This window comes from Pseudomonas sp. Irchel s3a18 (assembly GCF_900187535.1).
In the GTDB taxonomy this organism is placed as follows: Bacteria; Pseudomonadota; Gammaproteobacteria; order Pseudomonadales; family Pseudomonadaceae; genus Aquipseudomonas.
Genome location: NZ_FYDV01000002.1, coordinates 205,852 through 227,770, shown reverse-complemented (window position 1 = coordinate 227,770; position 21,919 = coordinate 205,852). Strand labels below are relative to the sequence as shown.

Annotated in this window: 24 protein-coding genes; 7 read left to right on the top strand and 17 right to left on the bottom strand. The window is 59.9% G+C overall.

Features of this window, described 5'->3' with window-relative positions:
• Nucleotides 1-5: 5 nt before the first annotated feature.
• Nucleotides 6-860, bottom strand: coding sequence for a LysR family transcriptional regulator (locus CKW29_RS04190; RefSeq protein WP_095145313.1), 855 nt, complete (start codon nt 858-860; stop codon nt 6-8).
• Nucleotides 861-948: 88 nt separating this feature from the next.
• On the opposite strand from CKW29_RS04190, the gene CKW29_RS04185 reads away from it, so the two are divergent.
• A complete protein-coding gene (locus CKW29_RS04185) occupies nt 949-1,377 on the top strand; it encodes a multidrug/biocide efflux PACE transporter (RefSeq protein ID WP_095145314.1) in 429 nt (142 codons plus the stop codon).
• A gap of 94 nt (nt 1,378-1,471) precedes the next feature.
• On the opposite strand, the gene CKW29_RS04180 is transcribed toward CKW29_RS04185, so the two are convergent.
• Nucleotides 1,472-3,088 carry an inorganic phosphate transporter gene (locus CKW29_RS04180; protein ID WP_095145315.1) on the bottom strand — a complete coding sequence of 539 codons (1,617 nt, stop codon included), beginning with the start codon at nt 3,086-3,088 and terminating at the stop codon, nt 1,472-1,474.
• Between the two features lie 266 nt (nt 3,089-3,354).
• Here CKW29_RS04180 and CKW29_RS04175 point away from each other — a divergent pair, with 266 nt between their 5' ends.
• Entirely contained in the window at nt 3,355-4,980 is a 1,626-nt protein-coding gene (locus tag CKW29_RS04175; protein ID WP_095147978.1) for a methyl-accepting chemotaxis protein, read from the top strand.
• 96 nt (nt 4,981-5,076) lie between these two features.
• On the opposite strand, the gene CKW29_RS04170 is transcribed toward CKW29_RS04175, so the two are convergent.
• Both CKW29_RS04170 and CKW29_RS04165 read right to left on the bottom strand, forming a co-directional pair.
• The gene (locus CKW29_RS04170) at nt 5,077-5,394 is read right to left on the bottom strand and encodes a PepSY domain-containing protein (protein ID WP_095145317.1); all 318 of its coding nucleotides are present in this window, start codon (nt 5,392-5,394) and stop codon (nt 5,077-5,079) included.
• Nucleotides 5,395-5,541: 147 nt separating this feature from the next.
• Nucleotides 5,542-6,669 (bottom strand): glycerophosphodiester phosphodiesterase, encoded by a 1,128-nt coding sequence (locus tag CKW29_RS04165; RefSeq protein WP_095145318.1) that lies wholly within the window; start codon nt 6,667-6,669, stop codon nt 5,542-5,544.
• A 248-nt stretch (nt 6,670-6,917) separates the two neighbouring features.
• Here CKW29_RS04165 and CKW29_RS04160 point away from each other — a divergent pair, with 248 nt between their 5' ends.
• Complete coding sequence (locus CKW29_RS04160) at nt 6,918-7,244, top strand: DUF2025 family protein (protein WP_095147977.1); 327 nt, start codon at nt 6,918-6,920, stop codon at nt 7,242-7,244.
• A 31-nt stretch (nt 7,245-7,275) separates the two neighbouring features.
• Here CKW29_RS04160 and CKW29_RS04155 read toward each other — a convergent pair whose 3' ends face one another.
• Nucleotides 7,276-7,599: an antibiotic biosynthesis monooxygenase gene (locus tag CKW29_RS04155; RefSeq protein WP_095145319.1), complete on the bottom strand. Its 324-nt coding sequence runs from the start codon at nt 7,597-7,599 to the stop codon at nt 7,276-7,278.
• Entirely contained in the window at nt 7,599-8,306 is a 708-nt protein-coding gene (locus tag CKW29_RS04150; protein ID WP_095145320.1) for a CTP synthase, read from the bottom strand. The genes CKW29_RS04155 and CKW29_RS04150 overlap by 1 nt, the downstream gene beginning before the upstream one ends.
• Before the next feature lie 15 nt (nt 8,307-8,321).
• On the opposite strand from CKW29_RS04150, the gene CKW29_RS04145 reads away from it, so the two are divergent.
• Entirely contained in the window at nt 8,322-9,272 is a 951-nt protein-coding gene (locus CKW29_RS04145; protein ID WP_095145321.1) for a LysR family transcriptional regulator, read from the top strand.
• 6 nt (nt 9,273-9,278) lie between these two features.
• On the opposite strand, the gene CKW29_RS04140 is transcribed toward CKW29_RS04145, so the two are convergent.
• Nucleotides 9,279-10,337, bottom strand: coding sequence for a diguanylate cyclase (locus tag CKW29_RS04140; protein WP_095145322.1), 1,059 nt, complete (start codon nt 10,335-10,337; stop codon nt 9,279-9,281).
• Between the two features lie 169 nt (nt 10,338-10,506).
• On the bottom strand, nt 10,507-11,115 hold the full coding sequence (locus tag CKW29_RS04135; RefSeq protein ID WP_095145323.1) for a TetR/AcrR family transcriptional regulator: 609 nt from the start codon (nt 11,113-11,115) through the stop codon (nt 10,507-10,509).
• 204 nt (nt 11,116-11,319) lie between these two features.
• On the opposite strand from CKW29_RS04135, the gene CKW29_RS04130 reads away from it, so the two are divergent.
• Complete coding sequence (locus CKW29_RS04130; protein ID WP_095145324.1) at nt 11,320-12,375, top strand: MBL fold metallo-hydrolase; 1,056 nt, start codon at nt 11,320-11,322, stop codon at nt 12,373-12,375.
• 43 nt (nt 12,376-12,418) lie between these two features.
• Here the strand turns inward: CKW29_RS04130 and CKW29_RS04125 are convergent, their stop codons facing one another.
• The 8 genes from CKW29_RS04125 to CKW29_RS04090 all read right to left on the bottom strand — a co-directional run bounded on the left by CKW29_RS04125 (nt 12,419) and on the right by CKW29_RS04090 (nt 19,198).
• Entirely contained in the window at nt 12,419-12,739 is a 321-nt protein-coding gene (locus CKW29_RS04125; protein WP_095145325.1) for a helix-turn-helix domain-containing protein, read from the bottom strand.
• Nucleotides 12,732-13,094 carry a type II toxin-antitoxin system RelE/ParE family toxin gene (locus tag CKW29_RS04120; protein WP_095145326.1) on the bottom strand — a complete coding sequence of 121 codons (363 nt, stop codon included), beginning with the start codon at nt 13,092-13,094 and terminating at the stop codon, nt 12,732-12,734. The genes CKW29_RS04125 and CKW29_RS04120 overlap by 8 nt, the downstream gene beginning before the upstream one ends.
• 46 nt (nt 13,095-13,140) lie before the next feature.
• Nucleotides 13,141-13,458: a helix-turn-helix transcriptional regulator gene (locus CKW29_RS04115; protein ID WP_095145327.1), complete on the bottom strand. Its 318-nt coding sequence runs from the start codon at nt 13,456-13,458 to the stop codon at nt 13,141-13,143.
• 155 nt (nt 13,459-13,613) lie between these two features.
• Nucleotides 13,614-14,570, bottom strand: a complete 957-nt coding sequence (locus CKW29_RS04110; protein ID WP_095147976.1) for a hypothetical protein — start codon at nt 14,568-14,570, stop codon at nt 13,614-13,616.
• A 177-nt stretch (nt 14,571-14,747) separates the two neighbouring features.
• Nucleotides 14,748-15,461 carry an HNH endonuclease signature motif containing protein gene (locus tag CKW29_RS04105; RefSeq protein WP_095145329.1) on the bottom strand — a complete coding sequence of 238 codons (714 nt, stop codon included), beginning with the start codon at nt 15,459-15,461 and terminating at the stop codon, nt 14,748-14,750.
• Nucleotides 15,462-15,695: 234 nt separating this feature from the next.
• The gene (locus CKW29_RS04100) at nt 15,696-16,943 is read right to left on the bottom strand and encodes a ribonucleotide-diphosphate reductase subunit beta (RefSeq protein ID WP_027619933.1); all 1,248 of its coding nucleotides are present in this window, start codon (nt 16,941-16,943) and stop codon (nt 15,696-15,698) included.
• A 455-nt stretch (nt 16,944-17,398) separates the two neighbouring features.
• Nucleotides 17,399-18,220, bottom strand: a complete 822-nt coding sequence (locus tag CKW29_RS04095; protein ID WP_095145330.1) for an HDOD domain-containing protein — start codon at nt 18,218-18,220, stop codon at nt 17,399-17,401.
• Nucleotides 18,221-18,256: 36 nt separating this feature from the next.
• Complete coding sequence (locus CKW29_RS04090; RefSeq protein WP_095145331.1) at nt 18,257-19,198, bottom strand: folate-binding protein YgfZ; 942 nt, start codon at nt 19,196-19,198, stop codon at nt 18,257-18,259.
• Nucleotides 19,199-19,348: 150 nt separating this feature from the next.
• Between CKW29_RS04090 and CKW29_RS04085 the strand changes: the two genes are divergently transcribed.
• Nucleotides 19,349-19,603: a succinate dehydrogenase assembly factor 2 gene (locus tag CKW29_RS04085; protein WP_095145332.1), complete on the top strand. Its 255-nt coding sequence runs from the start codon at nt 19,349-19,351 to the stop codon at nt 19,601-19,603.
• A complete protein-coding gene (locus CKW29_RS04080; RefSeq protein WP_095147975.1) occupies nt 19,587-20,039 on the top strand; it encodes a protein YgfX in 453 nt (150 codons plus the stop codon). Before CKW29_RS04085 ends, CKW29_RS04080 begins: the two co-directional genes overlap by 17 nt.
• On the opposite strand, the gene nadB is transcribed toward CKW29_RS04080, so the two are convergent.
• Nucleotides 20,008-21,624: an L-aspartate oxidase gene (nadB, locus tag CKW29_RS04075; protein WP_095147974.1), complete on the bottom strand. Its 1,617-nt coding sequence runs from the start codon at nt 21,622-21,624 to the stop codon at nt 20,008-20,010. The two genes, CKW29_RS04080 and nadB, sit on opposite strands and share 32 nt — an antisense overlap.
• Nucleotides 21,625-21,919 lie beyond the last annotated feature (295 nt).

Sequence of the window (21,919 nt, the reverse complement as noted above, 5' to 3'; positions counted from 1 at the left end):
AAGCCTCACTCCAATATCCTGGCCAGCAACCAGCTCCCCGCCGGCCCTGGCGGGTGTAGCCGTGACCAGAGCGCGTGAACCGATACGGATTTTGGCCAGCCGCGCACCTTGAGTTCCTGCACTGTCCCGGCGCCAAAGCGTGCAACCACCCAGCGCGGCAAGGGCGCCCAACCGTAACCCCCCTGGGCCATTTCCAGCAGCATCAGATAGCTGGGGGTTGACCACACCCGTCCCTTGGCGCGGGTTTCGTAGGGGTTGATGATGGTCGCCAGGCGCAGCTCGCGATGCTGCGCCAGGGTTTGTTTGTCGACCGTGTGCAGCGCCGCCAGCGGGTGCCGTGGCGATATGAACAAGGCGATCTCCGTGCGTTCGTCGAGGGTCGCGCAGTCCAGGTCGGCGGGGTAGCTGTCCTTCATCTCGGCCAGGGCGATATGCGCGCGGCCACTTTGCACCAGGGCGACCAAGTCATCGCACTCGGCAATCAGGCATTCGAGCTCAAGGTCCGGGTAGCGCTGTTCGAAGCTGCTCAGTGCCGCATCGAACCGGTCGGAATGATAGGTATCGGAAAGCGCCACCGTCAGCTTGGCCTCTACACCCTGTGACAGTTGGGCGGCGGTCATTTTCAGGCGGCTGGTGGCTGCCAGGATCTCTTCGGCTCGTTGCAACATGACATGCCCGGCCGACGTCAGGCCGGGTTTGCGGCTGCTGCGGTCGAACAGTGTCACGTTCAGGTCGATTTCCAGGCTGGCGACGGCGGCACTGATGGTGGACTGGCTCTTGCCCAGTTTGCGCGCCGCGGCGGAAAACGAGCCTTGGGTCGCCGCTTGTACGAACGCCAGCAGCACTTCATGGGAGGGCATGAACTATCGCCTTGATCGATGGTTATTGATTATGAAGTATCGTCTTGGTGAGGGATCATGGCAACCACACTTACCAAGGAGCTTGATGATGAGCACCCATAAATCCTTCACTGAACGTGTTTTTCAAGCCATTGGATTCGAAGTGCTCGCGATCATGCTGTGTACTCCGCTGCTGGCTTGGCTGATGGACAAACCGATGGTCGACATGGGCGTGGTCACGCTTGGCATTGGCCTGATCGCCCTGGGCTGGAACGTGGTGTTCAACGGCCTGTTCGATCGGCTGCTCAAGCGTCTGGCGCTGGTCCCCAGTGCCGGGACCCGGGTCTTGCACGCACTGATGTTTGAAGGTGGCCTGGTGGCGATCAGTATCCCGCTGATTGCCTGGTGGCTGAAGGTCAGCCTGATGGAGGCGCTGATTCTGGACATCGGGGTACTGCTGTTCTTCCTGCCGTACACCTACATCTACCACTGGGCCTACGACGTGCTGCGTGAGCGGATGGTATTGGCCAGGGCGTAGTTGCCACCCGGTGAAAGAACAGTTGCGGTTGACCAATTGCCGGCCGAGCCGATGGGTGTTCCCATCGGCTCGGTCGGCTGCAGCCGGTGGTTGCTCAGAACAACCGGGTGAACAACCAGTACAGACTGCCCGATAACACAATCGCCGCGGGCAGGGTCAGTACCCAGGCCATCAACAGGTTGCGGATGGTCTTCATCTGTAGCCCACCCCCATTGGCCACCATGGTCCCGGCCACCCCCGACGACAGCACATGGGTGGTCGAGACCGGCAGGCCGAACATATCGGCAGCGCCGATGGTCAGCATGGCCACGGTTTCGGCGGAGGCGCCCTGGGCATAGGTCAGGTGCGTCTTGCCGATCTTCTCGCCGACGGTCACCACGATGCGTTTCCAGCCGACCATGGTGCCCAGTCCCAGTGCAATCGCCACGGCGATTTTCACCCACAACGGAATGAAGCGCGTGGCGCTGTCGATCTGTTGCTTGAACAGTTGCAGCTTGCCGGTAGTGTCGGCATCGAAATGGCCGACGTTGTTCTTGTCCATCAGGCGAATGGTTTCGCTGGCCAGGTACATGTCATTGCGCACGTTGCCCATGGCTTCGGCCGGCACCTTGGCCAGCGAGCCGTAGCCCTTCACTTCGTTGCCGATGTGACCGGCCAGCGCGGCAAGGGCCGGGACCAGTTCGGGCGTGGCCTGCTTGCTGCGCACGTAATCGGTGAGTGTCGAACGAGGATCGGCGAGGGCGAGTCGTGGCGCACCCTTGACCAGCGCCTGCTGGGTCACCTCGGCCACGGCGGCGAACTGCAACGCTTGATCGGCGGGCATGGTGCGGTTCAGTGCATAGGCCATCGGCAGGGTGCCGACCAGAATCAGCATGATCAGGCCCATGCCTTTCTGGCCGTCGTTGGAGCCGTGGGCGAAGGACACGCCGGTGCAGGTCAGGATCAGCATCCCGCGGATCCACCATGGCGGCGGGGTGTTGCCGGTCGGAGCCTGGTACAGGGCGCGGTTCTTGACGAAGGCGCGCAGGGCCAGGAGCAACAGCGCGGCGAACCCGAAGCCGACCAGCGGTGACAGCAGCAACGCATAGCCGATTTTGGTGGCCTGGGCCCAATCGACGCCACTGGTGCCATCGCGCCCGTGCATCAGGGCATTGGCAACGCCGACGCCGATGATCGAGCCGATCAGGGTGTGCGAGGAGGATGCCGGCAGGCCCAGCCACCAGGTGCCGAGGTTCCACAGAATCGCCGCAATCAGCAGGGCGAAGATCATCGCGAACCCGGCCGAGGAGCCGGCTTGCAGAATCAGCTCCACCGGTAGCAGGGCGATGATGCCGAAGGCCACGGCGCCGCTGGACAGCAGCACCCCGAGGAAGTTGAAGAAGCCCGACCAGACCACTGCGAATTGTGGCGGCAGCGAGTGGGTGTAGATCACTGTTGCCACGGCGTTGGCGGTGTCATGGAAACCGTTGACGAACTCAAAGCCCAGGGCAATCAGCAGCGCCACGCCCAGCAGCAAGAACGGGGTCCAGGTGGTCATCGTGGTGCCGACACGATTGATGTCATGCATCAGGCTGTAGGCCGTGAACAACAGCCCCATGGCCAGTACGGAAAAGAACACCACGACGGTCAGTACGCTGGGTTTTTTGTCGACGTTGGGGCTGACGCCGCGTGTAGAGGTGGGGGGGGCGGCAGTCGAGAGGGGAGTAGCCATTGCCGGACAATCCTGTGGAGAGGAGGGGTGTTCGTCATGATCGGTGCTAAACATTGCGCAAACGCTGCGGTGGGTCAGTGTTTTGGATGTTTGCAGATCCGTTGACCCGCTTGGTCTCGACAGGGGCGGAGAAGGTAGCGGTTGCCCGCAAACGGCTCTGTGCCACTGGTCGGAGCCGCTCAAGAAATCCACGGCGGCGCCGATGATGCCTAGGCTGGTTTGCGCACCCCGGTGCCCGCCTTATTCCTGTCGTGAGATATCCCTCGATGTTTTTGCACAAGTCCCTGAGAGCTCAAATCCTTGCACTGCTGAGTGGCAGCCTGTTTGCGATGTTGCTGATCGCGCTGGCCAGCTTTCACTTCCTCTCCAATGGGGTGCAGAATTATCGCAACCTGATCGAAGGCCCGTTGCACACCTCGCAACTGATCGATGAGGCCAACCTGCAGTTCAAGGCGCAGGTACAGGAGTGGAAAAACGTCCTGCTGCGCGGCAAGCAGCCGGCCGACCTGAACAAGTACTGGAAGCAATTCGAGGACCGTCAGGGCGATGTGCAGAACATCCTCGGCGAGTTGACCCGTCAACCGGCAATCGACACGTCGCTCAAGGCCCGAATCGAACGCTTGCGTGAAGAGCATCGGATGCTGGGCATGGCCTATCAAAAAGGGCGTGACGCGTACCTGGCCGCCGGGGGCGATCCGGCTGTGGGTGACAATGCGGTCAAAGGCGTGGACCGCGCGACCAGCGAGCAGATGAGCGAGTTGGTCAATGCGTTGCGCAAGCAGGGTGACGAGCAGTCTAGGCTGATCAGTGCCAGCGCCGATCGCACCGTGCTGGCGGGTATTGTGGTGATGCTGCTCTCGGGGCTGTTGATTGGCCTGCTGAGCTCGTGGCTGGTCAACCGTCAACTGGTGGAGCCGATTCGCCGGCTGATCGGCTACGTTGCCGAATTGAGCCAGGGACGCTTCGCCGAGCGCGTGGCCAGCGATCGTCAGGACGAGTTGGGCCGGTTGGCGGTGGCGGCCAATACCTTGCGCGATTTTTTGGCCGAAACCTTCGGCCGCCTGCAACGCAGCGCCTCGGATCTGGACAGCGCCAGTGGCGAGCTCAATTCCATTGCCACCTTGATGTCCCACGGCACCAGCGAACAGTTCAGCCGCACGGATCAAGTGGCGACGGCGATGAACGAAATGTCGGCCACGGCCCAGGAGGTCGCGCGTCATGCCGCCGATGCGGCGCGGGCGGCCGACGATGCCGACCAGTCGGCCCAGCAGGGCGAAAAGGTGATGCACAATACGATTCATGCGATCACGCAAATGCGCGGGGAAATCGCCAATACAGCGACCGTGATCCGTCGCCTGGAAACCGACAGCGGCCGGATTGGCAAGGTGCTGGAGGTGATTCGCGGTATTGCCGAGCAGACCAATCTGCTGGCGCTCAATGCCGCCATCGAAGCGGCGCGGGCCGGGGAAGCCGGGCGCGGGTTTGCGGTGGTGGCCGATGAAGTGCGCAGCCTGGCCCAGCGCACGGCGGCGTCGATCATCGAGATCAATCAGATCATCCAGAGCGTGCAAATGAGTGCCGTGGATGCGGCGCAGGCGATTGAAAGCGGTCAGTCGCGCAGCGAGGAGAGTGTCGAGCAGGTGACTGAGGCCGGTGCCATGCTTGAGCGCATCACCGAATCGGTGGAAGCGATTCGCGACATGAACCGCCAGATCGCCACCGCGGCGGAAGAACAGACCTCGGTGGCCGAGGACATTTCGCGCAACCTGACCGAGATCACCAGTATCGCCAGTACCAACCTGGACAACGTGCAGCGTACGGAAGCGGCGAGCAACAACCTGCACGACCTGTCGGGTCAGCTCAATGCAGTGACCGCGCGCCTGAGTGCATAGGGGTAGCACGGCGAGACCTTAAGGGTGTCGCGCTTGCTTCGCAGACGCAAAAAAGCCGCACGGCCCTGAGGCGGTGCGGCTGTTGACGTCTACGGATCAAGTGTCCTGTTTGTTGCTCAGCACGGCGCCCGTCTTGGCGTCCAGTTTCACGTCCCACTTCACGTTCTTGGCGTCACGAATTTCGACTTCGTAGACATAGGCGCCCGCGGTGGTGTGATCCAGTTCAGTGTCGACGATGTTCGCCGCGGTGCTGCCCGGGTGCTGAGCCAATGCAGCCTGATTGAGTTTTTCCATGTCCATGATGGTGCCAGCCTTGAGCAGACCCGGGATCAGGTCCGGGCGCACGTCGGCCATGGCGAAACCGGCGGTCAGGGTCAGGGCGGCGGCAGTGAACAGGGTGGTCAACTTCTTCATGGGGGCATTCCTTGGTGAGCTGTTTAAGTGGGGGCAGGTTAACCGGCGCAACTTAATTGATCCTTAATTCCCCCGAGTGGATGTCCAGCAGCCGGATCGTTCCCGCGCGGTACGCGGCAACGATCTTGCACACTAGCAGATGACGACTCAGTAGCCGTTGACCTCAAGCAACTGCGCAACGCTGCCCGTCATCGGGCGCTTGTAGTACTTGAGCAGCTCGCTGGCGCGGTTAGTGAAGATGCCGTCCACACCGGCGTCCATCACCTTCTTGTAATCCACGTCATCGTCGATGGTGTAGACATGCACCAACAGCCCCTTGTCGTGGGTGTACTGGTTCATCCATGGCTTCACCAGGTCCGAATAACTCTGATCGCCGAGTTGGGTCAGGGTGGCCGAAGGGCCGGTGCCGATTGCGCCCTGGGCCTTGGCGTAGTCGACCCATTGTTCGAAGGCGGCGTTGTCCTTGGGTTCCTGCCTGGCGTAGTAGGTGGCTTTGTCCTTGTCGCCAGACTCGGCAAAGCTCAGGTTGGACTTGGCGTCGATACCGCCGGCGCCGACCCACAGCAGCAGGATCTTCGGCACTTGCGGCATTTCTTTGTGCAGCATTTCCAGGCTGCCCTTGTCGAAGGTCTGCAGGACGACTTTGCCTTTGCCCTGGCCAACGCTCAGTTCACTTTTGGCCAGCTTGGAGCCAATCGGGCTCAGCCAGCCACGGTCTTGCAGCTTGTCCTTGAGGTCGCGCTCGATCCCCGGAAACTGCTTCGGCTCTTTGGTCTCGATGTACAGGCCGGGTTTGTGCAACGGGTTGCCCTGGGCAATGTCGATGACTTCGTCCAGGGTCAGGATTTTCAGGCCCGCGTAGTGGGCGCGTGCACGATCCGGGTAGGCGGTGTTGAACCAGCTGCCGGCGTCCAGGGTCTTGAGTTCGGCGAGGGTGAACGCGTTGGCCGGGCTGTCCTTGCGCTCTGGAAACTTGATGGCGACGTCGGTGGTGCGTTGCAGGTTGTCGTCGTGCAGGGCAAACAGCACGCCGTCCTTGCTGCGTTGCAGGTCAAGTTCCAGGTAGTCGGCCCCCAAGTCGCGTGCCAGCTTGTAGGCGGCGGCGGTGGATTCCGGTGCATCGAAGGACGCACCACGGTGGGCGATCACGGCCGGATGCGGGATTCCGTTGGCCGTGGCCAGTGCGGTCGGGCTCTGTTGGCCGGTAGCCTGTGCCTGGCCGAGGCCGAGCATCAGGCTCAGCAGCAGGGCGCTTTGAGTGAAGGTAACAGGCATGGTCGAGGTCCTTTCGTAAGATGCAATTGCAAAAGAGTACCTTTTAACAATTGAGCGCAGGATGTGCTATCGCCAGACCGACATAAACATCCATGAGGGCGATTTTTCCCGCGCATTTGTGCGGTCCTTTGCAGTACGATCCGCTTCAGCCATTTCCCCGTCAGAGGGAAACCCGCAACAGTCTTCAGCCCGCCCTGCGTGTAAACCATCGTTCAGCTGTCCTTCGGGACGCACCTGTGAGGTTTACCATGCGCATCACGTCCGAGCTCATCTGCCAGGCCGCCGACCAACTCAACGGTTTCGTCGGTTTCAATCGCAAGACGGCTCACTACATCGTCCGCTTCAGCGAAGACTCGTTCGGCATGGATGTCGCCGACGATGCAATCATCCCGGCCAGCGAGTTCGTCTGGGCGTGCGAAGACGGCCAGATCATGACCCTCAAGCGTGAGTTGATCCGCTTGCTGCTGGAGCAGAATATCGATGACCGGATCAACATCACCGAACCGTTGCGGGTGTACATGCGTCGTGAGGATCTGCCGGAAATCTCGGCGGTGAGGAGTCTGGTGCAGGGCTGAGGGTTTCAAGGCGCCTGAGGCGTGCTGCAACTTACCGCTCGAAGCCGTACGCGCGCTCAACCTTGCACACCCGGGTGTGAAACGCTTCGTACCAGATCGAGCGTCCTTGCTCGCGGATGGCGCTGTGTTCGGCGTGATGCTTCCAGGCGAGGATTGCCGCCTCGCTGGCCCAGTAGGACACGGTGATCCCCAACCCGTCATCGCCCCGCGCCGATTCCACGCCGAGAAACCCCGGTTGATCGCGGGCCAGGTCGAGCATGCGTTGCGCGGCCTGGCCATAGCCTTGATCCCCGGCGGTGCGCAGCGAAGTGAAGATGACCGCGTAGTAAGGCGCCGCGGGTGTGTTGGCGATCATCAGCGGTGCCTCGCGCAGGCCTGGACAAAGGCGTCGACCAAGGGCACGTGTTTGCCGGCGAGCGCTGCGCGTTCGGGTTGAAACAAGGTCGCGACGAAAAACGGATGATCGTGCAACTCCACGGTTCGCACCTCTCCCGCCGCGTCGTGGCCGGTGGCATGCAGGTCCTGATTGAGCAGCGCGCGCTCGAACTCGGGATTGACCCCGTAGCGGCACCGGTAACCTTCCTGGATGTCGCGGCTGGCGTAGGCACGGGCGATCAGCGAGCCCTCGATCAAGTGAATGCGGTCGACGGCCTCGACCAGTGAACAGGCCAGTGGCGAGAGCACGGCGCGAGCGGCGTCCGGCGAGGTTTCAGCATGCTCGGCATCGGCCCAGCCCAGCACGTTACGGGCGTACTCAAGCACCGCATGCTGAAAACCACCGCATGTGCCGAGGAACGGCCGGCGTTGTTCACGGGCATATCGAATCGCCCGCAGCGCGCCGTCGGTGTGGCGATAAGGGCTGGCGGGCACGCACCAGAAACCATCGAAGTCAGTGAAACGGGTACCGGCGTCGATATGCTCGGTGGCCAGCCAGTGAAACCGAACATCAAGGTCGGCATGTTGCGCGGCCCGGTTCAACGCCACAGGAATGGCCTGGTGGGCGGTGACCTGTGGGTCGTAGTCACCGATCAGCGCGATGCGCAGGTGAGGGGTCGTTTGCATGGAGGCTCCCGAGGCTTGTTGATTCCCGGAGGCCACTATAAATTGGCGTTCACGCAATCAATATTGGCGTTTACCCAAGTGATCAATGCATCACTGCACTATCGACTGGACTACCCTGACCTGGCCCTGATTCTTGCCTTGGTGCGCGGCGGCTCTCTGGCCCGGGCGGCGGCCCTGTTGAAGGTCGATGTGTCCACGGTGTTTCGTGCGGTGCGGCGCCTGGAAGCCGCGTTGGGCCAGGTGCTGTTCGACAAGAGCCGCGCCGGCTACTTGCCGACCACCTTGGCTCGTACCCTCGCTGAACAAGCCGAGCGTGCCGAGCAGGCGTTGGAAGCGGCGCGTATTGGGGTGGAGCAGGGCGGTGAGGTCATCAGTGGCACCGTGCGCCTGACCTGCACCGACTCAGTGCTGCATGCTTTGCTGCTGCCCGCCCTGGCGCAGTTCATGCCGTCATACCCGGCGTTGACCCTGGAGCTGAGTACCTCCAACGATTTCGCCAACCTCAGCCGCCGTGATGCCGATATCGCCTTGCGCCTGACCCGTTCTCCCCCGGAGCATCTGGTAGGGCGGCGATTGGGGGCGGTGTCATACAGGGTGTGCGCCAGTACCGCCTATTTGCAGGCGGTGGATCAGGGTGATTGGTCACGCCTGAGCTGGATCGCGCCGGATGACTTTCTGCCCGACCATCCGACGGTCATCTGGCGTCGTCAGCAACTGCCTGGCGTGATCCCGGGTTATCGCTGCAACAGCATGCTCGCCGTGACCGAGTTGGTGCGCGCCGGGCTGGGTGTGGCAGCGCTGCCGGACTTTCTGATCGATCCCGCGCAAGGCGTGCAACCCTTGAGCGACCCCCTGCAAGGCTACGACACCAGCCTGTGGTTACTGACCCGGCCGGACTGTCGCGCATTGCGTTCGGTGGTGACCTTGTTTGATCAATTGGCGCGGGCCATTCGCCTGCCGCACTGACGCCCTTCACGCGATTGAGGGCGTGAACCGGCCGGCGCTGCTGATTCTGTCGCGGCCATTACTCTTGGCGCTGTACAGCGCCTTGTCTGCGGCATCCAGCCAGCTGGCGGCGTCGGCGAAGTGTGGCTGGCAGGTGGCCAGGCCGATACTCAGGCTGACCCTGAGTCCGGGTATTTGCGGATGGCGATAATTGCCGAACACTTCACGCAGGCGCTCCATGACTGCGGTGGCATGTTCCAGCGGCAGATCGGGCAGAATCACGCAGAACTCATCCCCTCCATAACGTCCCGCCAGATCGTTTTCCCGCAGGTTGCGTTTTAGCTCGAGGCTGAGTTGACGTAGCACGGTATCGCCAACGATATGCCCGTAGTTGTCATTGATGAGTTTGAAATGATCGATGTCGATCAAGCCAACGGTGGCCTGGGTCTGTTGCTGCTGGCACTGCTGGAACGTGATCTGCAGCAGGTCTTTCCAGGCACCGTGATTGAGCAACCCGGTCAGGCTGTCGGTACGGCTCAAGGCACTGAGGGTGCGTTTGTGCTCGGACAGTTTGATCGCCAATTGATAACAGACCATGCCAACCGCCAAGGGGTAGAGCGTCAGCATCGGCAGGCAAGCGTAGACCTGAAGCTGACTGACCGTCGGCGAGAAGGCCGCACCGAGCAGCAACCATGAAACCGCTACACCTGTCAGTTGCGCCAGGCTGCCCTGCACGAGCAGGCGCACGCCACCGGCTGCCACGTTGTTCATCGTCATCATTGAAAGGATGGTCACGGTGCTCAGCGGGTTGAACTGCATGCTGGCGGCCCAGAAGCCGCCCAGCAGCGAATCGAACAGCAGATTGTGGTGTTCGGCCTTGTACGGAAACGGCGAGCGTGTCGACAGCAGATATGCAAGGTGTGGCCAGACCACGGCGTTGAACAGCAGCGCGGCCCAGACCCAGGCGGGAACCGGTAGCGGATAGAGTGCCGCTGCTACGCTGAGGGCGCCAATGCTCAGGCCGATGATGCGGGGTTTGTAGATGCGCTTGGCAAACGACAGCCCTTTGCCGCGTTGGTTTTCCATAAGTCCCTGTGCCCGGTTCGCGCTGAAATACTTTGTTGTGTTTTATTCAGGGCGTTCATCCAGCGGATGCCACTCATCAATAGTGTCATTTATTGCACGCGCGTTCATCAACTCCCTCGCCAGCCAGTCGCTGGTGGAGGGGGCATCAGTTGTCAGGATAGTCCAGAGTTCAGCGCTGGTAGCAGGCCAGGAACATGTCCAGCGCCGACTCTATGACTTGTGTCTGCATCTTGGGAGACAACGCCGGTTCGTTCATGGAAATCTGCGGCCAAAAGGCGAAGGCCTTGAGCATCCCGTGCATTTGCTGGGCGGCGAAGCCGGGATCCACGGGCTTGAGCTTGCCGTCAGCTTGAGCGGCGCGAATCCAGGCGCTGAGTACTTCTTCACGTTCGCCCATGCGCAGGACCATGTCCCGGACCCGCTCCGGAGAATGGATGGTGGCGGCAATGGCCACGCGTGCCAGATCCAGGAAACTGTTGTCTGCCAGCAGTGTCAATTTACAGTGAAGCAACTGGCTGAGCTGCTCGCGAATCGGCAGGTCAGGGTTGTAGACGGTGTCTTCCTGCGCGGTGACGTTGGTCCACAATCGTTGCAGAATTTCCGCGAACAGCTCTTCTTTACTGGGGAAGTGGTTGTACACGGTGCGCTTGGACACGCCTGCCGTCGCAGCGATCTTGTCCATGCTGGTGATGTCGAAACCGTGGGTGCGGAATTCGGCAATCGCCGCCTGAACGATGGCTTCGCGTTTACGGTCGGTCAGGCGCTGTAGAGCTGTCATAAATCCGCTTCGGCAAGGTAAATGGGTAATTACACTCCACAGTTTACTTAGTCCCGGCTTTGATGCAATCTTGAAACTACACCGTACAGTGTAATTGTGCGGCAAAAAAAATTAGAGTTTGCGGCTGACGCGTGCGTGCATTGGCCATTTATCGTCCGAAAAGAAAATCCTCAGCCTCAATGGTTTTTCTGGAGTCCCACCAACATGGCCACGTTCTCTTACCAGGCAGATACCGCCAAGGAACTGAAAAGCTCCCTACAGGAACAGGGGCGCTATCTCAACCATGCGGTCGTCCGTCAACTGGGCTTGCGCAAGAGCTTGCGGGTTTTCTGGAACATGCTGTTCCACAAACCTGCCAATACACGGCCAACGGGTGCCGTGCCGGTTCAGGGGTTGACCCGTCAACAGCTGCTGGACGCTCCCAATCACAGCGTGTTTCGCCTAGGGCATTCCACCGTCCTGCTAAAACTGCGCGACAAATTCTGGCTGACCGATCCGGTGTTTGCCGAGCGTGCCTCCCCGGTGCAATGGGCCGGCCCCAAACGGTTCCACCAGCCACCGATCAGCCTCGATGAACTGCCGGAAATCGAAGCGGTGATCCTGTCCCATGACCACTACGATCACCTGGACCATCAGTCCATCTTGAAGATCGCCGACAAAACCCGGTACTTCCTCACCCCGTTGGGTGTCGGCGATACCTTGATCAAGTGGGGCGTTGATGGCAACAAAGTGCGCCAACTGGATTGGTGGGAGGGCACCCAGGTCGACGGGATTCATTTCATTGCCACCCCTTCGCAGCACTTCTCCGGTCGCGGACTGTTCGATGGCAACAGCACGCTCTGGGCTTCCTGGGTGATCATCGACGCCGACCGGCGCATTTTCTTCAGCGGTGATACCGGCTACTTCGACGGCTTCAAGCGAATCGGCGAACAGTTCGGGCCCTTCGACCTGACCTTGATGGAAACCGGAGCCTACAACGTCGACTGGCCACTGATTCACATGCAGCCGGAACAAACCCTGCAAGCCCACATCGATCTCAAGGGGCGCTGGCTGCTACCCATTCACAACGGCACCTTCGACCTGTCGATGCACGCCTGGCACGAACCCTTCGATCGCATCCTGGCCCTGGCCTGGGAGCGCAATGTATCCATTGCCACGCCGCAGATGGGTGAGGCTTTCAACCTGAGTCAACCGCAACGGGGCGAAGCCTGGTGGCTGGAGGTTGAAGGGGAGGTCGAGCCGGTGGTTGTCAGCGGCTAGAGAGGCGGGCGGAAGTCGTTGGTTCTTCCGCCATGGTCAGTGATCAGGCAAAGACCACTTCAATCCGCCCTTCGCGCCTTGATCTCGGCACGGTCTTGACGACGATTTGTATATCGCGGCCAAGACGGGAAAGACATTCCATCATCTTGGCCTCACTGACGCCTCGAAATTTTCCACGGAGCATTTCGGAAAGCTTGGGCTGTGATAATCCCAGGATATCGGCAGCCTGAACCTGGGTCAGGTGACGAGCTTTGATGATTTCACCGATCTTGGTGGCGAGTTGCGCTTTAACCCGCATTTCGTTGGCATCGGCCCCACCCAGGTCTTCGTAAACGTTGCCTGTGCTTTCTTCGATATCAATCATGTCCTGATCCCTTTGCGTGATTCTGGGCCGCTAGCAGCCTTGTTTTGATCAGTTCGATATCGCACTGGGCGGTTTCGATACCCTTGGTCGATTTCTTCTGAAAGCAGTGGAGAACGTAAATCGCAGTCTTAAAACGAACGGTATAAACGGCTCGATACGTATTGGTATTGAAGTCTTCAACGACCTCAAGTACACCCGCGCCACCAAAACCTTTCAATGGTTTCGCTTGAGGATGCTTTGCACCATCCTGTGCCAAGTGGAGGGCGAACCCAAAAACGTCCTGTATGCCTTCAGGCATCTGTTTCAGGTCTTTTTTACTGCTACCGACCCACAAGAGTGGCTTCCCTGTACTCATGTGAAATATACCTATTTAGGGATAATCGTCAAGCTATGAAACGCGATCACTCAATCATCGCGTAATCCGCTCGTCCCACCGGGTCGGGGGTCGATCCCCGGACACTCATGGCTCTGCCCGGCGCAAAGCCCGGGAAGAACACCAGGCCCTCTGCTTCCAGTCGATAGGCGAGGGCCAGACGGGTGACGTCGAGCACTTCAGCGCCGGCCTCGAACCGTTGTATCGCTTCAACGCTGACCCCGGCCTCCCGGGACAAAACCTCCAGAGACCAACCCAGCAGCGCACGGGCCTGTGCGCTGTGTTTGGGGGTGAACTGGAACAGAGCGATACGTTCCAGGGTGATTTTCATCGCAAGAGAGGCCATGGTTTTTCTCCGGGCTCGAGAGTGGCAAATCAATAAGTACTGTGTTTTTGTACAGTTGTTTTGCGTCCGGATCAAACTCAATTTTTTGATGGGTGGCGTCGCAGCCCTGCGCGGCGGGGGATCGGCGGTGGTGAAGCAATGGGGCTATTGGGCGCTCAGCTCTCCAACCCCGGTACCTCCCGAATGATGAAGTGATCCAGATTCTCGATATCACCACTGAATACCCCGAACGTCTGCTCAGGGTTTTTCTTGCTCGGCACCTGCTTCAACTCCGGCGTTACACCATAGAAAAAGCAAAACAACTCCCGCTCGCTGCCAATGGCGCTCTTGATCTCCTCCAGGAAGGCTTTGCGCTTGCGGTAGTTCTCGACCAGGCTTTTGCTCAGGTAAACGTTCACCGAGTAGGGCTTCTTGTCGAGCCAGACCTTCTTTTCGAAATCGATGCGGAAACTGGTGTTGTAGTCCTTGATCGCCTTGATCTTGCCCCAGTAAATCAGCCCCTTGTTGTCCTGCAGGTATTCGATCTTCTTGAAGAATGCACCGTAAGACGCCGTGTGCTCGCCGATCTTCAGCGGCATGCGCTTGAGCAGGTCCTTGTTATCGAAGTTCGAAACGAAGCACTCCACGGGATGGGCAAAGACACTGGTCTTGTCCGGTGCCGAATCCTGGGTTGGGTGCTCGATGTGGCGGGCGGATGAAGGCGTTTCCGACTGAGCCTGCCCCCCATCTGTCGCCGTCGTCGGACTGGGCGGCTTACGCACATACTGACGCCGGGTCAGCAGTAACTCCGACGGAAAATGCTCCTCCGGCCCATCGTCCGTTTCCGCCCCTTCGGAACCTGGTGTCTTGAGGCTGGCATAAGGACAACCTTCAATGTGCCGGGTGCTGGGCACGTTCTTGAAGTGCGGCGTCCTGATGTAGTTCACGTTCTTGGCATTGAACGTCCCCAACACATTGGCCTCATCCAACGCCGCCCGACAGGCATCGTTGGGGCACTGGAAGTGCTCCTGGGCGGAATCGAACGCCATCGTCTCGTCGAAATTCAGATCGCGCACGTCATAGATCGACAGCTTGGCGTCGAGGCTGAGGCAGTAGGCGAGGTCGAATTTCATGGCGGGCTCGGGTCCTTGAGGGGGAGGGGTATTAATAGCGGGAGGTTGGATGGGTTGCACTTTCTGTTATTACTACAGAGCAAACCAGCAGGGCCCTACCTGTGGCGAGGGAGCAAGCTCGCGCTGGGCTGCGAAGCAGCCCCAATCTCGACAGGTGAGTTCTGTAAGGCGCCCCAGTTACTCAGGCTGCAATCGCTCCACTCTTTTGTAAAGTGAAGCAGTGAATTCATCCTTGTCGCTGGAGTGGTGGCAGCGCCGATGACAATTCGGGCACAGCGCTACAGCATTGCTGGTTCGATCAGATCCTTTCTGTGCCAAGTGTTTAACGTGATGAACCTCGAGAAACGGCCTGCCGTCCTTTTCGAAGGGGGAGGGTTGACCACAACCTTCGCAAGTACCGTTAGCCGCTTTGCGTACCCAGGCTCTTACCTCTGGATCACGCACGTAAGCATTGCCCGAGGTAGGCGCTTGTTGTGGTTTCATGATCCCTTTCGGTTCACCCTTGAGCGGTTGCTTCTCAAGTTTGGCGGCACGCCGCTCTAGTGTTGCCTCATCAGCGGTCGGGGCAAAGTCATCAGGCGTCAACGTGCTTGGCGTGTTCAGTGCTTCACGAATGCTACGGGTAACATTCGCGCCGACATTCTTGGCAGGCTTGTATCCCTTAATGCGATCTCGCCCGAGTTCGACCAGCACGGTAGAAATGTTCTGCATCCGAAACTCAACCGAGCCTTTGGTGCGAACAGCTAGGGCACCCTCGCGCAAGACGCGATTCTCATGAGCTTTATTGATCTTCTGACCGTTTTGCTCGCGTGACAGCATGCTGAGATAGGCATCAACCGCAGCCTGAATCTCCATGTCACTCCAATCGCTATTGCTCTTTTCAGTGTCCATACAATCGCCGAGGGTTGAATACCTTCGGACGATACTGAGTGGCCATCATGGCTGTCTACGAAATTTCCTACAGGCTGAGGTGTTGCTACCGTCAAAGAGTCAGGCTATGTCTTTCGGAAGTAATCCCGTAGCCAAGAAAGCAGGCTTTTTATCTCGGCCACAAAAAAGCCCTGGGCACATCACATGCTCAGGGCTTTCGTAGGTCGTTGACTCAGTAGAGATGAGCCCCAGGAATCAATCCCAGCTCAAAGCCCCACCTGTCTGATACTCAATCACTCGCGTCTCAAAGAAGTTCTTCTCTTTCTTCAAGTCCATGATCTCGCTCATCCACGGGAACGGGTTGGTCGTCCCTGGGTATTCTTCCTTCAAGCCGATCTGCGACAGGCGACGGTTGGCGATGAACTTGAGGTAGTCCTCCATCATCGCTGCGTTCATGCCCAGTACGCCGCGAGGCATGGTGTCGCGGGCGTATTCGATTTCCAGCTGGGTGCCTTGCAGGATCATCTGCGAGGCTTCTTCCTTCATTTCGGCGTCCCACAGGTGCGGGTTTTCGATTTTGATCTGGTTGATCACGTCGATGCCGAAGTTCAGGTGCATGGATTCGTCGCGCAGGATGTACTGGAACTGCTCGGCGACGCCGGTCATTTTGTTGCGGCGGCCCATGGAGAGGATCTGGGTGAAGCCGCAGTAGAAGAAGATGCCTTCCAGAACGCAGTAGTAGGCGATCAGGTTGCGCAGCAACTCCTTGTCAGTTTCGACGGTACCGGTTTCGAACTTCGGATCGGAGATCGAACGGGTGTACTTCAGGCCCCAGGTGGCTTTTTTAGCGACCGACGGGATCTCGTGGTACATGTTGAAGATCTCGCCTTCATCCATGGCCAGCGATTCGATGCAGTACTGGTAGGCGTGGGTGTGGATCGCCTCTTCGAACGCCTGGCGCAGGATGTACTGGCGGCATTCCGGGTTGGTGATCAGGCGGTACACGGCCAGTACCAGGTTGTTGGCAACCAGGGAGTCGGCGGTGGAGAAGAAGCCCAGGTTGCGCATCACGATGCGGCGCTCGTCGTCGGTCAGGCCTTCCGGGTTTTTCCAGAGGGCGATGTCGGCGGTCATGTTGACTTCTTGCGGCATCCAGTGGTTTGCGCAACCGTCCAGGTACTTCTGCCAGGCCCAGTCGTACTTGAACGGGACGAGTTGGTTGAGGTCGGCGCGGCAGTTGATCATGCGCTTCTCATCGACCGCAACGCGGGCGGAGGCACCTTCGAGTTCGGCCAGGCCTTCGGCGATGTCGAGTTTGTCGAGGGCGGCCTTGGCGCGAATGATCGCGGCCGAGTCGGTGGCGGTTACGGCGCGCGCTTCAAGCGCTGCAGCACCACCGGCGCTGTCGAGGCGGTCCATGTTGGCTTCTGTAGCGTGGCCAGCATTGGCGCCCTTGGCGACAACTTCGCCGTCTTCTTTGTCGAATTCGTCCCAGCTCAGCATGACGTGTCGTCTCCTGCGTGAGGGCCAGATGCCCGTGTGACAACTCTGATGGTCGGTTGTTCACACGGCGTGGTGGCCGCGATGGATCTAAAGGAATCGTTTTGTTGCAGCAGAACGCAGGCAAAAAACAGAAATGTCTACGGGTGTCCTGAAGTCGCTGAAGGGCGGAATCGACAGGGTCAGTTCCGGTGGTGGCTTCAGCATGGCTTTCACTCTCATGTAAGGAGGTGTTGCAGGCCCGATTTACCGGCGCATTATAGGTGTTTTTTTGTGCTTGTGGTGCGACGAAATCGCCTAGCAAGCGGCCATTGAGGGCGCATCTCAAGACGGAGCGAGCATTTATGGGGCTTTGGCCGGTGTGGATTTTTTTTACCGGGGATCGGGAATTTTTTGCAGGGTTGGGAAGGGGCTGTCGAGAGGCTCATGCAAACCCTCCCCCCTGCGGGAGCGCCCGCTCAATAAAACATCGACTGTGAGTCTTCCAGGTCGTTGCACAGCAGCGGGTTGTTCGGGTCGAGACCGAGTCGCTTGAAGGCTGGTAGGCCGGTGATATCAATCTGTGTCAGCGGATGATCAGTGTCTTGGTGGCCGTAGACGGTTGCCATTTGCACGAGGTCGACATAATCGACCCGCTGGGGCTGACGCTTGAGGTCCAGGTACTGTCCCGGCAGCTTGGCCAGCATTTCCGGAAACTCCCAGACCTGCAGCAGTTTGTCGCCGAGCAGGGGATGAATGTGCTCGATCACGTGGTTGAGGCTCACTGGGTCGGACAACAGTTCGTAGTGGTCTTCGGCGTAGGTCAGGATCGGCAGTACGCCGATCTGGTGCACCAGCCCGCCCAGTGCGGCCTGGTCCGGTTTCAGTTGGGTGTGGCTGCGGCATAGGGCGTAGCTGATGCCGGCGATTTGCAGGCTCTTGCGCCAGACATCGCGCATCTTCTGTTCCACCACCTCGGACCGGGCATGGAAAATCTGCTCCATGACCAGTCCGATAGCCAGGTTGCTGCTGTAGTTGACGCCCAGTCGGGTGATGGCCGCGTGCAGGTCGGTCACTTCCTGGGTGGCGCGCAGCATGGGGCTGTTGACCACTTTGATCAGGCGCGCCGACAAGGCGGTGTCACGGCCGATGACTTTACTCAGGGTGGTGACGCTGACGTCCGGGTCTTCAGCGGCCCGGCGAATCTGTAGGGCCACTTCCGGTAACGTTGGCAGAACCAGGTCATCGTTATCGATGGCCTCAACCAAGTCCTGTTGGATCTTTTCCGCCAGCTTGCTCATTTCGTTTCTCTAGGTGTTGCCAAAAGGTGCTGCTTATTAACGCTGGATCTCAAGATCGCGATCCAGTTGGTAAGGCAGGTCGAGCAGGTGCAGGGCGGGCCCTTCAAGCGCGCCCAGGTGCAGGTCGGCGCTGTCGACGGCTTCGGCTTGCAGCACGGCGAGCAGTTCAATGCTCTGGCCGGCGTGGGCGGCGATCACCACTTCACCGATGGAGCTGCCGTGGGTCGGGGAGAACAGGGCGGTGCCGGGCTCGGGCAGTTCGCTGGTGTCCAGTTGCAGGCGATACAGGCGGCGCTTGAGTTTGCCCAGGTACTGCATGCGCGCGACGATTTCCTGGCCGGTGTAGCAGCCTTTCTTGAAGCTGACGCCGCCCACGGCTTGCAGGTTGAGCATTTGCGGGATGAACAGCTCGCGGGTGCCTGGCATGACCTGGCCGATGCCGGCGCGGACCTGGCCCAGCAGCCAATCGTTGAGCGTACCCTGGGCCAGTGTTGGCGAGAGTTTTTCGGTCAGGGATTGCGCCTGGTCGGCGGCGGCCCAGAGTTCGGTGCGGCCAGGGGACACGCGAATGGCGATCAAGCCGTTGTGACGCACTACTGAGTCGGTTTCCACGGGCACGTCGAGCCCGAGCGTCGCCAGTGCTGCGTCGGCATCGGCCAGGCCAAAGCGAACCCAGGCAGCGCTTTCATCGGTGAGCCTGGATTTGGAGAACACGGCGTATTTTTTCAGGTCCGCCAGTTGTGGCTCCAGTAACTCGCTGGCCATTGCCATCACCACCCCGTCACCTTCCAGCAGGATGCGAAAGCTCGACTGCATGCGGCCTTTCTGGGTGCAGCGCGCACCGAGGCTGGCCCGGGTGTCGCTCAGGTAGTTGAGGTTGCAGGTCAATTGCCCTTGAAGAAACTTGCTGGCGTCAGAGCCACGGACGGCGAGAACGCCTTCATGGGACAAGGTGCAGAAAAAAGCGGAATCGGCCATGGGTCATCGCAGGGTAAAAAAGTCTGGGGGACATCATAAGGGGGCGCTGTTGAAATGGGTAGTTCACAAAGGATCGTGGGTGACCGACCAAAGCCGACTGTTCGACCGGGGCAGGGGCTGTATACTTGCGCTCTATTTGAGGAGCGCTCCATGGTCGAAGATGTTGAACTCAATCGCCTCTACTGGCACAGCCGCCGCGGCATGCTTGAACTTGACGTGTTGCTGGTGCCGTTTGTCAAAGAGGTTTATGCGCACCTGAATCAGGTTGATCGCGAGTGCTATGTCAGGCTGCTTGAATGCGAAGACCAGGACATGTTCGGCTGGTTCATGGAGCGTTCCGAATCGGAAGATCCTGAACTGCAGCGCATGGTTCGCATGATCCTGGATCGTGTCCAGCCCAAGTAATTCGTTTGAATGCCGCTGGCATGCCTCACGGCAATTGCTGGCGGCTTATCTCCTCGCCCAGCTGTTCGCGCTGGGTTCGCTGTTGATCCTCGATGTTCCCTGGTGGGCAAGCGTGCCCGGCGCCTTGCTGTGTCTGATCCATGGGGCGTGGGCGCTGCCACGGCAGATTCTGCTGACTCACCCCGGTGCAATTCGTGGTCTGCGCCGCGATGCCGATGGCTGGCAGCTGTGGAGTCAGGCCTGCGGTTGGCAAGCGGTGCAACTGCGCCCTGACAGCCTGGCCTTGCCATTGATCGTGGTGTTGCGCTTTCGGCTGCGTGGGGAGCTGCGGGTGCGCTCGATCTGCGTGCCGCGCGACGCGCAGGCGGCGGATGTCCATCGGCGCCTGCGGGTGCGGCTCAAGTTCAGTCGGCGTAGGTGGGTGGCACCAGAATAGTGTCCAGTGCTTGCGGCAACAGGTCCGGGTAGTCGAGGGTGTAGTGCAGGCCCCGGCTTTCCTTGCGCTCCATGGCTGAGCGAATCATCAGCTCGGCCACCTGGGCCAGGTTGCGCAGTTCGATCAAGTCCCGGCTGACCTTGTAGTTACTGTAGAACTCGTCGATCTCGTCCAGCAGCAGGCGCACGCGGTGCTGGGCCCGCTGCAGGCGCTTGTTGGTGCGCACGATGCCGACGTAGTCCCACATGAAGCGCCGCAGTTCGTCCCAGTTGTGCGCAATGATCACATCTTCGTCGGAGTCGGTGACCTGGCTGGCGTCCCAGGCGGGCAGGGCGTTGGGGATTGCAATGTGCGGCAACTGCTCAAGGATGTCGGCAGCCGCCGAGCGGGCGTAGACGAAACACTCCAGCAGCGAGTTGCTGGCCATGCGGTTGGCGCCGTGCAGGCCGGTGAAGCTGGTTTCGCCAATGGCGTACAGCCCGGGTACGTCCGTGCGCCCCTGTTGATCGACCATGACCCCGCCACAGGTGTAGTGCGCGGCCGGAACCACCGGGATCGGCTGTTTGGTGATGTCGATGGAGAATTCCAGGCAGCGCTCGTACATGGTCGGGAAGTGCGACTTGATGAACGCTTCAGGCTTGTGGCTGATGTCCAGGTAGACGCAGTCGATACCCAAGCGCTTCATCTCGTGGTCGATGGCTCGGGCGACGATATCGCGCGGGGCCAGTTCGGCACGGGGGTCGAAGCGCTGCATGAAACGCTCGCCGTTCGGCAGTTTCAGGTGAGCGCCTTCGCCCCGCAGGGCCTCGGTGATCAGGAAGCTTTTGGCTTGCGGGTGATAGAGGCACGTGGGGTGGAACTGGTTGAACTCCAGGTTCGCGACCCGGCAGCCCGAGCGCCAGGCCATGGCAATGCCATCACCGCAGGCGCCATCGGGGTTGCTGGTATAGAGGTAGACTTTTGCCGCGCCGCCAGAGGCGAGGATTACAAAGCGCGCGCCGTAGGTGTCGACTTCGCCGGTACCGCGATTGAGGACGTAGGCGCCAAGGCAGCGATCGCCTGCCAGGCCCAGGCGCTTCTCGGTGATCAGGTCGACGGCGACCCGCTGCTCCAGCAGTTCGATGTTCGGGCGCAGCCGCGCTTGTGCCAACAGGGTGTTGAAGATGGCGGCACCCGTGGCATCGGCGGCGTGGATGATGCGTCGATGACTGTGGCCGCCCTCGCGGGTCAGGTGGAATTCGAAACCGCCGTCCTCTGTCCCGGACTGTTCGTCGCGGGTGAAGGGGACGCCCTGATCGATCAGCCACTGAATGGCTTCGCGGCTGTGTTCGACGGTAAACCGCACGGCGTCTTCGTGGCACAGGCCGCCGCCAGCGTTGAGGGTGTCATCAACGTGGGATTCAACGGTATCGGTGTCATCCAGGACGGCCGCGACGCCACCCTGGGCCCAATAGGTCGAACCGTTGGCGAGGTTGCCTTTGCTCAATACGGCAATGCGCAAATGGTCGGGCAGCGTTAGCGCCAGACTCAAACCGGCAGCGCCGCTGCCAATCACCAGAACATCGTGTTGAAACTGTTGGCTCATTTCAGGATTCCGCTCAAAGCGACCCGGGTCGGGGTTGGCGCAAGACACCTGATTCGGCGAGTCAAGGCAGCCACACAGCCTACTAGTATATAGAGGGGTGGATCGGCACAATAGTCAGGCCTTCGTGGCAATGTGAGACTACCGTGATGGAAAAGCCTGAAGGTCGTGTCAGGTGATTTACCTGTTGAAAGGCCGTCAAGCGTGCTTTATCGCGGACAAAGCGCGCATGTTCGCTTCACGGTTATACATTGTCCGTTTGGTTCGACGATAAAACATGGGAACTTTTGCACCGCGC

What these genes read in the sequence shown, in the direction of transcription:
- CKW29_RS04175 (WP_095147978.1), top strand. Translation starts at nt 3,355, where the DNA reads ATGTTTTTGCACAAGTCCCTGAGAGCTCAAATCCTTGCACTGCTGAGT.
- CKW29_RS04095 (WP_095145330.1), bottom strand. Translation starts at nt 18,220, where the DNA reads ATGAGCAAGCTGGCGGAAAAGATCCAACAGGACTTGGTTGAGGCCATC.
- CKW29_RS04165 (WP_095145318.1), bottom strand. Translation starts at nt 6,669, where the DNA reads ATGCCTGTTACCTTCACTCAAAGCGCCCTGCTGCTGAGCCTGATGCTC.
- CKW29_RS04160 (WP_095147977.1), top strand. Translation starts at nt 6,918, where the DNA reads ATGCGCATCACGTCCGAGCTCATCTGCCAGGCCGCCGACCAACTCAAC.
- CKW29_RS04155 (WP_095145319.1), bottom strand. Translation starts at nt 7,599, where the DNA reads ATGATCGCCAACACACCCGCGGCGCCTTACTACGCGGTCATCTTCACT.
- CKW29_RS04180 (WP_095145315.1), bottom strand. Translation starts at nt 3,088, where the DNA reads ATGGCTACTCCCCTCTCGACTGCCGCCCCCCCCACCTCTACACGCGGC.
- CKW29_RS04170 (WP_095145317.1), bottom strand. Translation starts at nt 5,394, where the DNA reads ATGAAGAAGTTGACCACCCTGTTCACTGCCGCCGCCCTGACCCTGACC.
- CKW29_RS04130 (WP_095145324.1), top strand. Translation starts at nt 11,320, where the DNA reads ATGGCCACGTTCTCTTACCAGGCAGATACCGCCAAGGAACTGAAAAGC.
- CKW29_RS04140 (WP_095145322.1), bottom strand. Translation starts at nt 10,337, where the DNA reads ATGGAAAACCAACGCGGCAAAGGGCTGTCGTTTGCCAAGCGCATCTAC.
- CKW29_RS04120 (WP_095145326.1), bottom strand. Translation starts at nt 13,094, where the DNA reads ATGAGTACAGGGAAGCCACTCTTGTGGGTCGGTAGCAGTAAAAAAGAC.
- CKW29_RS04085 (WP_095145332.1), top strand. Translation starts at nt 19,349, where the DNA reads ATGGTCGAAGATGTTGAACTCAATCGCCTCTACTGGCACAGCCGCCGC.
- CKW29_RS04150 (WP_095145320.1), bottom strand. Translation starts at nt 8,306, where the DNA reads ATGCAAACGACCCCTCACCTGCGCATCGCGCTGATCGGTGACTACGAC.
- CKW29_RS04110 (WP_095147976.1), bottom strand. Translation starts at nt 14,570, where the DNA reads ATGAAATTCGACCTCGCCTACTGCCTCAGCCTCGACGCCAAGCTGTCG.
- CKW29_RS04105 (WP_095145329.1), bottom strand. Translation starts at nt 15,461, where the DNA reads ATGGACACTGAAAAGAGCAATAGCGATTGGAGTGACATGGAGATTCAG.
- CKW29_RS04100 (WP_027619933.1), bottom strand. Translation starts at nt 16,943, where the DNA reads ATGCTGAGCTGGGACGAATTCGACAAAGAAGACGGCGAAGTTGTCGCC.
- CKW29_RS04090 (WP_095145331.1), bottom strand. Translation starts at nt 19,198, where the DNA reads ATGGCCGATTCCGCTTTTTTCTGCACCTTGTCCCATGAAGGCGTTCTC.
- CKW29_RS04135 (WP_095145323.1), bottom strand. Translation starts at nt 11,115, where the DNA reads ATGACAGCTCTACAGCGCCTGACCGACCGTAAACGCGAAGCCATCGTT.
- CKW29_RS04125 (WP_095145325.1), bottom strand. Translation starts at nt 12,739, where the DNA reads ATGATTGATATCGAAGAAAGCACAGGCAACGTTTACGAAGACCTGGGT.
- nadB (WP_095147974.1), bottom strand. Translation starts at nt 21,624, where the DNA reads ATGAGCCAACAGTTTCAACACGATGTTCTGGTGATTGGCAGCGGCGCT.
- CKW29_RS04185 (WP_095145314.1), top strand. Translation starts at nt 949, where the DNA reads ATGAGCACCCATAAATCCTTCACTGAACGTGTTTTTCAAGCCATTGGA.
- CKW29_RS04190 (WP_095145313.1), bottom strand. Translation starts at nt 860, where the DNA reads ATGCCCTCCCATGAAGTGCTGCTGGCGTTCGTACAAGCGGCGACCCAA.
- CKW29_RS04115 (WP_095145327.1), bottom strand. Translation starts at nt 13,458, where the DNA reads ATGGCCTCTCTTGCGATGAAAATCACCCTGGAACGTATCGCTCTGTTC.